This window comes from Fibrobacter sp., assembly GCF_045131395.1.
Classification (GTDB): Bacteria; Fibrobacterota; Fibrobacteria; order Fibrobacterales; family Fibrobacteraceae; genus Fibrobacter.
On record NZ_JBGUQY010000022.1, the window covers coordinates 1 to 12,259 of the forward strand.

Consider the following 12,259-nt stretch of genomic DNA (forward strand, 5'->3'; position numbering starts at 1 on the left):
TAAATAAGAATGTGATATCGCCTCGCTCTCACAACCACGCCTCGTTAATACGAGGCGTTTGTTGTTCACGGTAAGACCGCTCGACTCTATTCTTTATTCAGGCTAGCCGTAAAAGGTTAGCCTTTTTTTATTTAGAGCCTTATTTTCCGACAAAGTATTTATTCAAGCTGACAAAAAGCACGCCATTCGCCCTGAGGGATTTTATATTTAGGTATACAAACAGGAGAATAATATGAAGCTCTACACAACAGACTTTATCACCGGAAAAGAAATCGAAACCCTTCAGATGGTCCGAGGCAGCGTGGTCTTTAGCAAGAACGTTGTCCGCGACGTGTTTGCAGGCCTCAAGACGCTTGTGGGTGGCGAAATTGCCGGCTACACCGAAATGCTAAACGACGCCCGTAACATCGCCATTGAACGTATGGAAAACCAAGCCGGAATCATCGGCGCCGACGCCATCGTGAACGTTCGCTTTGCAACGGCCTCGGTCATGGCAGGCTCCGCCGAAATCATCGCCTACGGAACCGCCGTCAAATTCAAGAAGTAAAACAAAAAGCCGATGGAATCAATCCACCGGCTTTCTCTCTCAGAGAAAATAAAATTAATTTCCCGAAATTTCCTTAGCCTTCGCCTCGATTTCGGCGATGGCTTTTTTGCGGCCTTCGGCGTAATCTTCGTTGTTAAGCACTATGTTCACGAACACCGAGCCCGCAACCACAGCGTACACATGCTTGCTGAGCACCTTGGACTGTTCGCCGTTACGAATACCGAAACCGCCCAGCACCTTGGCACCGCCCTTACCGACCGTGTCGATAAAGTCGAGGGTAGACTGTTCGATAATCGTTTCGCTACCGGTGGTACCTGCGCGGAGAGCCGCGTAGATGTACTTGTAGCCGGCAGAAGCCATCTTTTCGAGACGTTCCTTGGTCATGCTCGGAGCAGCCACGGGGATGTTTTCGAGACCATGCTTCTTGCAAGCGGCCGTCAGGCCTTCGTCACCATCGAAGGGCAAGTCCGGAATGATGCAGGCAGAAACGCCAGCGTCCTTGCACATCTTCACGAAGTTTTCCACACCCGGCGTAAAGGCCAGGGAGCCGTAGGTCATAATGTAGATGGGCGTTTCCGGGTGACGTTCGTGAATCTTCTTCACGATTTCAAGACCCTGCTTGGTGGAGTAGCCGTTGTCGAGAGCAATAGTCGATGCCGTCTGAATAGCCGGACCGTCGGCGCTCGGGTCGCTGAACGGGAGCTGGATTTCGAGAATGGTGGCACCACCCTTCACAAGGGCATCGGCGATAGCAATAGAAGTTTCTGCGTCCGGGAATCCGGCAATGAGATGAGACATTAAATTCATAGTGATTACTTCCTTGTCATGATTTCCGCGTCGTGAATATCTTCGTTGTTGTCGAGGCGCTTGAGTTCGGCCTTCAAGAAGTCCTTCCACTTTTCAGGGCGGAACACCGGGCTGGTGATAAAGATGTCCTTGTCGCCGCGGCCACTCATATTGATAATGAGAGCCTTGTCCTTCGGGAGTTCCTTCGCGATCTTCATGGCGGCGGCACCGGCGTGGGCACTTTCGAGGGCGAAGAGAATGCCTTCGTTGCGGGCGAAGAACTTCACCGCTTCCAGAGCTTCCTTGTCGAGAATGGCGGTGAATTCGACGCGGCCAGATTCGCCGAGGGCGGCGAGCTGCGGGCCGATTCCCATGTAGTCAAGGCCTGCCGAGATGGAACGAGTCGGCAGCGACTGACCGTCTTCGTCAATGAGGAAGCGGCTCTTGTAGCCCTGCAGAATGCCTTCGCGGCTGGCGTTGCCCGTCATGCGGGCAGCGTTTTCACCCTTGTTCGGGCCGATGCCACCGGCTTCGGCACCGATCAAGCGCACGTTCTTGTCTTCGATAAACGGCGTGAACACGCCGATGGAATTACTACCGCCACCCACGCAAGCGACAACGGCTGCGATGTCAATATTACGTTCGGCAGCCTGGCGCTTGACTTCTTCGCCAATGATAGACTGGAAGGTACGAACGATATCCGGGAACGGAGCCGGGCCGAGAGCGGAACCCAGCACATAGTGGGTGTTCTTGAAATTCGTAGCCCAGTCGCGCATGGCTTCGTTCACGGCATCCTTAAGGGTGCGGGCACCGCTGGTAACCGGCACGACCTTTGCGCCATACATTTCCATGGTAGCCACATTCGGCTGCTGACGGCGTACGTCCACTTCGCCCATGTACACCACGCATTCGAGACCCAGCTTTGCGCAGGCAGCGGCCGTTGCAAGGCCGTGCTGGCCGGCACCCGTTTCGGCGATAATGCGGGTCTTGCCCATCTTCTTAGCCAAAAGGCACTGACCGATAGCGTTGTTGATCTTGTGTGCGCCCGTATTGGCGAGGCCTTCGAGCTTGATGTAGATCTGAGCGCCACCCAACAGTTCCGTTGCCGTCGGAGCGTAATACAACGGCGTTTCGCGGCCAATGTAATCGCGCTGGATGATACGGAGTTCTTCGAGGAATTCCGGATCATGGATGTACTTGTTGAACGCCTCTTCGAGGTCATCGAGCGGGCGACGGATGATTTCGGCAACATACTTGCCGCCGAACTTGTCAAAGAAACCGTTGTTAGAAGTGATCATAGGAGTTAGGGGTTAGTGGTTAAAAGCAAAAAATTAAAGGCCTTCGGGAGTCCGAAAGCCTTTTTATAAACACTTGATGAAATCGGCAAAACGGACTCTATTTCTTAGAGCCCCACCACCAACGGTTGAAACGAATTGCCTTATTCATCTTCATGTGCCCTAATTTAGGAATGTCTTTTTTCTATGGCAAGGGGTAGACCGGATAAAAATAAAGAAAACAGGATGGTTTCCAGAAAGTGTAAAACCTTGACCCAGCGATTTCCAGATATAAAAAAGGAGACCTTCGTCGCATTCGAAGGTCTCACGTAAACACTTGATGAAATGGCAATGCCTTAATCCCTTCTTTGAGAACCTCGTCGATAGCGGCGCTAGCGTCAAAGCGGATTGCCAATTTCATCTTTATGTTTATAATATACTTACTAACTCATTGATTGTCAATAGGTTAGAACGATATTTTTGTAAATTTTTCTTTCATAATTTGTACAAAAAGGCCTAAATTTGGCCATTTGGAGTATTTTACGAAAGGGCAGCAAATAGCGCTTTGAGCTTGTCGGCATTCTTGATGCCCGGAGCATCTTCAACGCCGCTAGAGACATCGACCAGTTCGGGGCTGAACTTGGACACAATCCCCGCCACATTTTCAGGGTTGATTCCGCCTGCAAGCCAGAGAGGGATATCCCCCGCTTTTTCGCGAAGCAGGCTTTCGGGAATCTGCTTGCCCGTGCCGCCAGGAATCCCTTCGACCTTGGCATCCAAAAGAATACGAGGTTCACCACTCTTGCGGAGAGCAGCCACCTTGTCGAAATCCGATTCTTCACCCACGCGGGCGGCGCAGTAATGCGGCAAGTCGCTGTATTCGGCTCCAGGCACTACACCATGGAACTGGACTGCATCAAGAACACCTTCGCGGGCAAGCTTGATAGCGGTCTTGCCTTCAACCGATTCAGGATCCGTAATGACTCCAACAAGGAGAGGAACGTCATCGCGAGCCTCAGAGAGACGTGGCGATCCATTTTGACGCAGTTTTGCAGCAAAGTTCCGTACAAATTCTTCAGTGGTCAGGCGCCTGGTGGTGCTGAACACGAAGCCCAGCATGTCGGCACCCAGTTCGGCGGCGAGCAAGCCGTCTTCTTCACGGGTAATGCCGCAGATTTTCACCATGGGCAAAGAGGCACGACGCTCAGCATAATTCTTCCAGAACTTGCCCTTTGCATTTTCGCTTCCGTTTTCAAAGGAGCCCACCACCTCTTTTGCAAGGGGCGGATTCTTGGCAACTGCTTCGCCCACGAGAATGCCCGTAAAACCGAGGCTGCGAGCATAGGCCGCATCGGCACCACTGTGAATGCCAGATTCAAAAACAGCCTTCGCCGGGAGTTTGCTACGAATAGACGCGGGAACCAAGGGGTCCGTATGGAAGGTAGCAAGGTCACGAGAATTGACGCCCGCCACCACCGTCTTGGCAGCGGCATCACCCAATGCTTCGGTCACCAGCTTCAGCTTGCGCAGGTCATCGGTTTCGCGGACTTCCACAAAGGCCTGCATATCAAAACTCTGGGCACGCTTTGCCATCTTTACCAGTTGGGCATCATCCAGAATGCGGGCAATCAGGAGCACAGCATCGGCACCGCAACGGTAAGCGATATCAATTTCATCTTCGAACAAAAGGAAATCTTTGCGAAGCACCGCGCAGGCATGCAAGCCCTGCTTGCGGCGGGAATCCATCAGATTCGCAACGGCAATCAAATCGCGAAGCGAACCTTTGAAGAAATTGCCTTCGGTAAGAACCGAAACCGCTTGAGCATGAGCTTCAGCGTAAGTCGTTGCAAGCCCCACCGGATCAAGATCCGGAGCAATGTCGCCCTTCGAAGGCGATGCTCGCTTGACTTCGAGAATCGCACCCGCATTACCGAGGAATTCTGTATGGCCCACCTGGCGTTTTTCAGGAATTTCAATTCCAAAATTCAAGCCAAGCCGCTCGATATCCTCGCGGCGCATGCGTACGATTTTCGCTAAAATGTCTTCGCTCATTAAATTTCCCTAGGCGCTTTTATGCAGTTTTATGCGCTTTTGTCAGCGTCTTAGAGAAAAGATAGGAAATTACAGCCGAAGCGAGGATAGAAAGAAGCGTGGGGCCGAGGAATACCGAGTCCAAATGAGAGGTGACCTGATAAACGGCAAAGCCCACCAGCCATGCGAATAAATTCAAAATCCAGTACTTGTGACCCACCTGGTGTTCTTTCGCCAAGAAAAACGAAACCAAGAGCACTGCAGCCATAGGCGCAAACACCGAAGCAATTAAATAAAGGAATCCGATGTAATGATCCATAATTCCAGAAATAGCGAGGACAGCGCTGATACCGCTCACCACCACGCCCGTAATCTTGGGATTGAGCTTATGGACAATTGCCTTTGCCGATTCACCAGCGGAATTGGCAGCCAAGAAGTTCGTGGTCACAGTCGAAAGCACGACGATAATAATTCCGGGGATTCCAAGACCAGCAAGCAAAATGGCGCGGGCAATATCGTTACCGACTCCGGCACCAGCAATCTGCAAACCGATAAAGTACATCCAGAAACTGGCAACAGAATATGCAATGGCAGAAACTGCCGTAGCGCGCGTGGGCTTTTCCACATCCTTAGTATAATCCGAAATCACCGGCAACCAGGAAAGGGGCAAAGCCATCGAAATTTCAAAGATATTCCAGAAGCTAAGCGCATGTTCTGCAGCGGGCGCGACAGAAGATTCCACGCCGAACAGTTTCACCGTCAACGCAATCAAAAGCACCGTAAGCACGGCCATCACAAAAGTCGTGACCTTGGCAAAACGACGGAGTCCCACAAAGACCCAAATGGCAATCAGCACCGCCAAGAGCACGCAAGTAAGCGGGAAAGAGATGGGAAGATTGAGACCCGCCAAAACAGAAGCGCCTTGGGCATTCAACACGGCAATCCAAGCCACCAACTGGAACAAGTTCAGCGATGCAAAAAACTTGGAGCCATAAGTACCGTAAACCGACTGTGTGGTTTCCATGGCATTCAAGCGAACGCGTGCACCGATAAGGCCCACAAAGAACAGCAAAATGCCGCCAAGTACATGGCCCAAAATCAACGGAAGCCAAACAGTATCTAACGAAGACGCCGCACCGATTTCAATACCTGCTTCAATTTCGGAAACCGAGATTGCGACACCGAACCAAATGACACCATTCGTTAAAAGACTTGTACGTTTTTCCATTTAACGCCTCCTGTTAAAAGACGGCGCAAAAATAGAAAAGCCCACGCCTATACGCAAGGCGTGGACTCATACTGTTTCCCGATATTTCATTATAGGAAAAAGTTATTACTACGACTTGCAGGTAGCAAGGTAACGTTGTAACTCTTCCACATAGCGCTCCCCTACCAAACCAAGCAACATATTGCGTTTGGCGATATAGCCAATTTCCATAACGCGGCGAGATTCTTCACTTTTGTCCTTGAAAGGCACGGCCAAGAAATCGGAACCGTTTAACTCTTCGCAAATAATGCCCGAGCACAGAGTGTAACCATTCAGGCCCACCATCAAATTCAACATTGTTGCGCGATCGTTTGCCTTGATGGTACGCTTATATTCGTTAGTACTCAAGATTTCTTCTGCGAAATAGAAGGAACTGTTATCACCCTGTTCAAAAGAAAGGCAAGGGTATTCCGCAAGTTCATCGAGAGTTATGAACTTGTTGTTTGCCAAGGGGTGGCCCTTCCACAAGTATACATAAGCCTTGCAGTCGATGAGCTTATGGAAAGCGAGGTCACGGGCGTTCAGCAAATTCGTAATAATCTTGCGATTGAAATCGCTCAGGTAAAGAATGCCGATATCACTCTTGAAAGAAGCCACATCTTCGATGACTTCCTTGGTGCGAGTCTCGCGGATAGCGAATTCGTACTTATCGGTATCGAAAAGCTTGACGGTTTCCACAAAGCTCTTAACCGCAAAGGAATAGTGCTGCGTCGAGACGCCGAACTTCTTTTTGCGCTTGCCGATTTTGCCATACTTGTCCAACACCGTTTCGTAGTGATGGTAAAGTTCGCGGGCGTACGAAATGAATTCTTCGCCTTCGTTAGTAAGCTTGACGCCGCGACTGGTGCGGTTGAATATGAGAATATTCAATTCGTCTTCCAGATCTTTAATGGCGGCCGTAAGCGACGGCTGCGAAATATAAAGCTTTTCGGCGGCCTTATTGAAAGAGCCAGTTTCTGCAATGCCGATGGCATAACGTAATTGTTGTAGAGTCATGTTTTTCGGCCTCCTGGTTATTTGGTTTCTTTTTTCCTAGTTGTTTGATAGGAATGTAATATAGATAAAAACTATTGAGTTGGCAAGGGGCTATTAAGCCCCCTACCAACTCACCTACTCATGAATTTACGAGTTCGTTGCAACCTTGACTTCTTCAATCTTCTTGAGGACCGAGCCGTCTTCCATCGCCTTGATGGCCTTGTCGAAGCCTTCCTTGAGGCTTGCGGCCTGCTTACTGATGTAGAGAGCGGCGCCAGCGTTCAGGGCGCAAGCGTACTTGATGCCCGGGCGACCCTTGCCGTTCAAAACGTCAAGAGCGAGGTTGAAGTTATCGACACCAGTACCGCCAGCGAGATCTTCGGGGTCCACGGCAGGGACGCCGAAGTCCTTCGGATCGATGCGGTATTCGCGATATTCGCCATCTTCCAAGATTTCGGCAACGGTCGTCGGGACGCAGGGAGAAATTTCGTCGTAACCGTCGTCAGAGATGGCGACCATCACGCGCTTGGCGCCGAGGGACTTTGCAGCCTTGGTGAACGGTTCGAGAATTGCCTTGCTATAAACGCCGAGCATGAGGTACTTGGCTTCGGCCGGGTTCGTGAGGGGGCCGAGCAGGTTCATGATGGTCTTCACGCCGAGGGCACCGCGAACCGGGCCGGCAAAGCGCATGGCGCTGTGGTAGACCGGAGCCATAAGGAACACAAAGTTCGTCTTGTCGATAACGCTGGCGGCCTTGTCCGGAGTCATATCCAACTTGAAGCCGGCTGCTGTATAGAAGTCAGCGGCACCGGACTTACTGGAAACAGCGCGGTTGCCGTGCTTGGCAATCTTGGCGCCACAGCTGGCGGCGATAAGGCCAGAGAGAGAGCTCACATTGAAGCTACCCTTGCCATCGCCACCGGTACCCACGATATCGGTGAGCTCGTCACCGCTGTAGGGGAACTTGCGCTTCTTACTGCTAAGCACCTTGGCGCAACCAGCGATTTCTTCGGCAACAGGCCCCTTGCTGGAAAGAGCGGTAAGGATTGCAGCCATCTGGCGTTCATCCATGATACCGTCGGTCAAGTCTTCCATGAACATTTCAGCCGTTTCGCGGCTCAGGTCCTGGCCTGCGGTAAGCGTGTTCAAGATGCCACGGACATCCAGCGGTTCGCGACGGTAGTTGAGGAACGCCTTGAAGAATTCGTCGGCACGGCCGCTGGCGATAGATTCCGGGTGGAACTGCACGCCTTCAATGGGCAAAGTCTTGTGACGGATACCCATGATGTCGCCGTCGGTAGCGCGGGCGGTCACTTCGAAATCAGAAGAGAGCGTGGATTCATCGATGACCAAGCTATGGTAACGGGTGAAGATGTTCTTCTTGCCGATGGTGCGGAAAAGTCCCTTGCCATCCAAGTCGATTTCTTCGGCGATGCCGTGCTTGATGAACTTGGCCTGCACAATCTTTGCACCGAAGGCATAACCGATAGCCTGGTGACCGAGGCAAACGCCGAGAATCGGGAGCTTGCCGGCAAAATGCTTGATGGCTTCCACAGAGACGCCAGCATCTTCAGGGCGGCCCGGACCCGGGCTCACAATGAGGCGGCTCGGATTCAGTTTTTCGATGTCAGCAATGGTGCATTCGCGGCTACGGAGCACGCGGATTTCTTCAGTAGTAATCTTGGCAATGGCCTGATAGACATTGTAAGTAAAGGAATCGTAGTTATCAATAATGACGATCATCTTAATTTTCTCCTTCGAGCACGGCGCGGACAGCACCCAATTTTTCGTTCGTTTCTTCGAATTCGCGGTCGGCGTTAGAGGCGGCCACAATGCCACCACCGGCCTGCAGGCTAATGGTCTTGCCCTGCTTGAGGCAGCAACGGATAGCAATACAGAAATCCAGGTCACCATCGGATTCCATGTAACCCACGGCACCCGCGTAGAAGCGGCGCTTGACCTTTTCGAGACCGGAGAGGATTTCGATGGCGCTGATCTTCGGCGCACCGCTCACGGTACCGGCTGGGAAGCTGGAACGCAGCACTTCGATAGCCTTCTTGCTCTTTGCCACACGGCCCTGCACATCAGAGACCAGGTGAATCACGTGGCTGAACTTTTCGCACTCCATGTACTTGGTGGTTTCCACCGTACCGGCTTCGCAGACGCGGCCAAGGTCGTTACGGGCCAGGTCCACCAGCATCAAGTGTTCGGCACGTTCCTTCGGATCGCCCTTAAGGTTCTTCATCAAGGCTTCGTCTTCGGCGTCATCCTTACCGCGGCGGCGGGTACCTGCAATCGGGTGGATGGTGGCGATACCATCACGCACGCGGACCAAACTTTCCGGCGATGCACCGATAAACTGGTGGGTACCGTAATCCAGGAAGAACATGTACGGAGATGGGTTCACCGTACGGAGGCGACGGTAAATGTCGAGGGCTTCGATATCACTTGCAAACTGGATGCGGCGAGAAGGAACGGCCTGCACAATGTTGCCGGCGACGATGTGCTTCTGCAGGGCTTCCACCTTTTCCACATATTCCTTGCGGGATTGTTCCAGGTCGGTCATGGTGATGCCCTTGCTGTACTGCCTTTCAGGAGCAAGGTAGCTGAAGTCCAAGTCTGCGAGGCGAGCCTTGACGCGTTCAATGGCAGCCTTCAAATCGATCTGGTGTTCTTCGTAGTTCAGGGCGAACAGGTGGAGTTTTTCGGTAAAGTGGTCGAACACGATGTAGATGTGGCCCACCAAGAATTCAGCTTCGGGAATGTTCAGCTCGTCCACCTGCGGAGCAAGGCGAATGGTATCACAACGGGCGCAGAATTCATAGCCCAGGTAGCCCACGCCCGAAGACGGAATCGGAATCTGGTTAGGCGGCACCGTGTTTTCGGCGGAAATCAACATGAGGGCGTCGAGAATATCGCCTTCACCTTCTTTAAGGAACACACTTTCCTTGCCATCGACAACGATGCTCACATCCTTGTCGTTCTGGCGCAGACGGAAACCTTCATCCACCATCAAGGTAGAATAACGGCTGCGGCCATGGGCGAACGAAGCCGATTCGAAGATAGCCTTCGCACCAAGCTTCTTGCCCAGCGAAAACGGGGTGTAACGTTCACCCGGGAGCGCCACATAGATGCTATCTGTGCGCGGCTCGTAGCCCTGGGTTTCGGTAATGTGTCTAGTGTTGTTACTCATTTTTTAATCCTCTAGTTTAAAACTCTTTTGCCTTTTTGGTTCCACAAAGGCTTTTTTGTTCCCGGAGGATTTTCGTGAGTAAAAAAGAAAGGCCTCCGTGAGTCCGGAAGCCTTTGCTTTAAAATCTTGGGTGATTTGCGACAAATACCGGGCTCTATGTTAGAGTCCGCGCCACCAACGACGGTTCAGGGTTGCACATGTCACAAAGTTCATCATGCCACCAAAAATATCAAACGAAATTCCGGCTGGCAAGGGGTATTCCTATAATTTTCGTAAAAAATTTGAAAAAAACAGCCCAAAAAGACAAAAAACATCCCCCTGTTATCACACTATTTTGCCCCTCCGTTGCAGGGTTATAATCATTTATATATATTCCGATCGTATAAGGAATCAAGCCAGGAGAACAGTATGTTCTACAAACATTGGAAAAAGATTGCTCTTGCCCTAACCGGATACTTCTGGGCAGGCTGTGACGACTCTGCCTCGTCGGCCGTATGCCTTTATGGTCCCGACCCCAATTACAGCAGCGCCACCGAAAACCCGGAGTCCAGTTCTGGCACCGAAGGCAATATTTCGAGCAGCGCAACAGAAACTTCTAGTTCTTCCGAAGAACAAAAGCCTGTTTCCAGTAGCGAAGATTTCAACAAAGTAATGCCGCTATACGGTGTTGAATACGAAAAATTCGTTAGCTCTTCCAGCGCAGAAGAATCTTCAAGCAGCTTTACAGAAGTCATGCCGGCCTACGGAGTTCCTGATAAAATCGCCTGTATCCAAAAGCCAGGCGAGAAAACAATGACCTGCGAAGACGGAGCCATCTGCAAGCAAGTATCGGAAGAACACTGGGGCAGCCTCCCCTGCAGTGACGAAATCTGCCCCGATTACGGCGTGGTACAGATTTCTGAAAACACCTACGAATGCGACGGCAAGACCTACAACGAAGCCGAATTTCACGCCCGTTACCAAAAGATGATCATAGAGGAACAGGATTCCTCATTCCAAGGAGAAATGCAACCGGCCCTTTACGGTCCGCCCTGCGTCTTTGACGGCACCTGCAACGACGACAAGGAATAACAAAGAGGAAGGAGAACATGTTCTACAAGCACTGGAAAAAAATCGCACTTTCACTAACCGCCCTATTCTGGGCCAGCTGTGACGATTCTGCATCTTCGGCCGTATGCCTTTATGGTCCCGACCCCAATTACAGCAGTCCCATCGAAAACCCGGTGTCCAGTTCCAGTGTAGACCTGGCTCAGGGTTCAAGTTCTTCTGAAAAAATAAATTCCAGCTCTTCCGAAGCCAAGAATTCTAGCTCTTCCAAAGAAGTAAAATCCAGCTCCAGCATTGCCGAAGAACCAAGCTCCAGCAGCGAATTCCCAGACGTTCCTCTTTATGGGGTTATTGGATGCGTGCCCATGGATTCCTCGGTCACTTATTTCTCTGAAGATTACAGCGTCGACATAGCAAAAATGTGGAAAGAGGAAGCGGCCAAGCACGCAGCCGTTGATATTATCGACTCCATCAAGCAGACATTGGCAGAAACACCCAAATGCCTCGAAGATCTACGCTCGGAACTAGACCGTTTCGTAGCCCTTTACGGTGCCCCGACCATCATCATGAACGCGGTGGAGTCTTGCGAAGACGGGACCATCCAACCTAGCGAAGAATACGCCAAGTTCCTGAAGATGAAGGAAGAGTGGGAAGCGAACAAATCCGCGCTAGAAGAAGAACTCCAGAAAACTTATGAAGACAAGCTGAAGGAAATCGAACAGCGGATTAACAAGTGTCTGAACAGCTCTAACGACGAGATCGACAAATGATTCACAAGCATTGGAAAAAAATTCTTTTTAGCCTGTTCGCCTTATTCTGGAACGGTTGCAGCGACGATTCGTCAAGCGACAGCAAGGAACTGATTGCCTGCGATTTGGAGCAAATCTGTCCCGAATACGGCGTCGCCGGTTATTCTTGCGATGACGGCTTTTACGGAGACGATAACGGTCAGAACTGTACCTTCATTCCAGCACCAACATGTTCCAGATATTATCAATGCGAAGACAATGTGACTTGTTGGGCTAATGAAGGTGATACCGTTCTAAATTGCTCCGACAAGCAAGACAAAGACTTTTCAATCACGGAAGACGAATTCAAATCAAAATACTACGTTGAAAGCGAACGCATTCACTAAATTT

General features: G+C 51.1%; 11 protein-coding genes. 4 read left to right on the forward strand and 7 right to left on the reverse strand.

What is annotated here, in order from left to right:
* Window positions 1–232: 232 nt before the first annotated feature.
* A complete protein-coding gene (locus ACJMNB_RS05795; protein WP_405339879.1) occupies window positions 233–547 on the forward strand; it encodes a YbjQ family protein in 315 nt (104 codons plus the stop codon).
* Between the two features lie 54 nt (window positions 548–601).
* Here the strand turns inward: ACJMNB_RS05795 and trpA are convergent, their stop codons facing one another.
* The 7 genes from trpA to ACJMNB_RS05830 form a co-directional block, all read right to left on the reverse strand.
* A complete protein-coding gene (gene trpA, locus ACJMNB_RS05800; protein WP_405339881.1) occupies window positions 602–1,354 on the reverse strand; it encodes a tryptophan synthase subunit alpha in 753 nt (250 codons plus the stop codon).
* A gap of 5 nt (window positions 1,355–1,359) precedes the next feature.
* Window positions 1,360–2,631 carry a tryptophan synthase subunit beta gene (gene trpB / locus ACJMNB_RS05805; RefSeq protein ID WP_405339883.1) on the reverse strand — a complete coding sequence of 424 codons (1,272 nt, stop codon included), beginning with the start codon at window positions 2,629–2,631 and terminating at the stop codon, window positions 1,360–1,362.
* A 516-nt stretch (window positions 2,632–3,147) separates the two neighbouring features.
* On the reverse strand, window positions 3,148–4,659 hold the full coding sequence (locus tag ACJMNB_RS05810; RefSeq protein ID WP_405339885.1) for a bifunctional indole-3-glycerol phosphate synthase/phosphoribosylanthranilate isomerase: 1,512 nt from the start codon (window positions 4,657–4,659) through the stop codon (window positions 3,148–3,150).
* Between the two features lie 19 nt (window positions 4,660–4,678).
* A complete protein-coding gene (locus ACJMNB_RS05815; protein ID WP_405339887.1) occupies window positions 4,679–5,866 on the reverse strand; it encodes a cytosine permease in 1,188 nt (395 codons plus the stop codon).
* 108 nt (window positions 5,867–5,974) lie between these two features.
* Window positions 5,975–6,901: a LysR family transcriptional regulator gene (locus ACJMNB_RS05820; RefSeq protein WP_405339889.1), complete on the reverse strand. Its 927-nt coding sequence runs from the start codon at window positions 6,899–6,901 to the stop codon at window positions 5,975–5,977.
* Between the two features lie 126 nt (window positions 6,902–7,027).
* Window positions 7,028–8,623 (reverse strand): bifunctional anthranilate synthase component II/anthranilate phosphoribosyltransferase, encoded by a 1,596-nt coding sequence (locus ACJMNB_RS05825; protein ID WP_405339891.1) that lies wholly within the window; start codon window positions 8,621–8,623, stop codon window positions 7,028–7,030.
* A 1-nt stretch (window position 8,624) separates the two neighbouring features.
* On the reverse strand, window positions 8,625–10,073 hold the full coding sequence (locus tag ACJMNB_RS05830) for an anthranilate synthase component I family protein (RefSeq protein ID WP_405339894.1): 1,449 nt from the start codon (window positions 10,071–10,073) through the stop codon (window positions 8,625–8,627).
* 408 nt (window positions 10,074–10,481) lie between these two features.
* On the opposite strand from ACJMNB_RS05830, the gene ACJMNB_RS05835 reads away from it, so the two are divergent.
* Genes ACJMNB_RS05835 through ACJMNB_RS05845 form a run of 3 tightly spaced genes read left to right on the forward strand, consistent with a single transcriptional unit; the run spans window position 10,482 to window position 12,255 of the window.
* Window positions 10,482–11,144 (forward strand): hypothetical protein, encoded by a 663-nt coding sequence (locus tag ACJMNB_RS05835; protein WP_405339897.1) that lies wholly within the window; start codon window positions 10,482–10,484, stop codon window positions 11,142–11,144.
* A 17-nt stretch (window positions 11,145–11,161) separates the two neighbouring features.
* Complete coding sequence (locus ACJMNB_RS05840) at window positions 11,162–11,890, forward strand: hypothetical protein (protein ID WP_405339900.1); 729 nt, start codon at window positions 11,162–11,164, stop codon at window positions 11,888–11,890.
* On the forward strand, window positions 11,887–12,255 hold the full coding sequence (locus ACJMNB_RS05845) for a hypothetical protein (RefSeq protein ID WP_405339903.1): 369 nt from the start codon (window positions 11,887–11,889) through the stop codon (window positions 12,253–12,255). Before ACJMNB_RS05840 ends, ACJMNB_RS05845 begins: the two co-directional genes overlap by 4 nt.
* Window positions 12,256–12,259 lie beyond the last annotated feature (4 nt).

Bases quoted from the DNA above. Each gene is read 5' to 3' on its own strand.
- ACJMNB_RS05810 (WP_405339885.1), bottom strand. From the start codon at position 4,659: ATGAGCGAAGACATTTTAGCGAAAATCGTACGCATGCGCCGCGAGGAT.
- ACJMNB_RS05840 (WP_405339900.1), top strand. From the start codon at position 11,162: ATGTTCTACAAGCACTGGAAAAAAATCGCACTTTCACTAACCGCCCTA.
- trpB (WP_405339883.1), bottom strand. From the start codon at position 2,631: ATGATCACTTCTAACAACGGTTTCTTTGACAAGTTCGGCGGCAAGTAT.
- ACJMNB_RS05815 (WP_405339887.1), bottom strand. From the start codon at position 5,866: ATGGAAAAACGTACAAGTCTTTTAACGAATGGTGTCATTTGGTTCGGT.
- ACJMNB_RS05795 (WP_405339879.1), top strand. From the start codon at position 233: ATGAAGCTCTACACAACAGACTTTATCACCGGAAAAGAAATCGAAACC.
- ACJMNB_RS05825 (WP_405339891.1), bottom strand. From the start codon at position 8,623: ATGATCGTCATTATTGATAACTACGATTCCTTTACTTACAATGTCTAT.
- ACJMNB_RS05830 (WP_405339894.1), bottom strand. From the start codon at position 10,073: ATGAGTAACAACACTAGACACATTACCGAAACCCAGGGCTACGAGCCG.
- ACJMNB_RS05820 (WP_405339889.1), bottom strand. From the start codon at position 6,901: ATGACTCTACAACAATTACGTTATGCCATCGGCATTGCAGAAACTGGC.
- ACJMNB_RS05845 (WP_405339903.1), top strand. From the start codon at position 11,887: ATGATTCACAAGCATTGGAAAAAAATTCTTTTTAGCCTGTTCGCCTTA.
- ACJMNB_RS05835 (WP_405339897.1), top strand. From the start codon at position 10,482: ATGTTCTACAAACATTGGAAAAAGATTGCTCTTGCCCTAACCGGATAC.
- trpA (WP_405339881.1), bottom strand. From the start codon at position 1,354: ATGAATTTAATGTCTCATCTCATTGCCGGATTCCCGGACGCAGAAACT.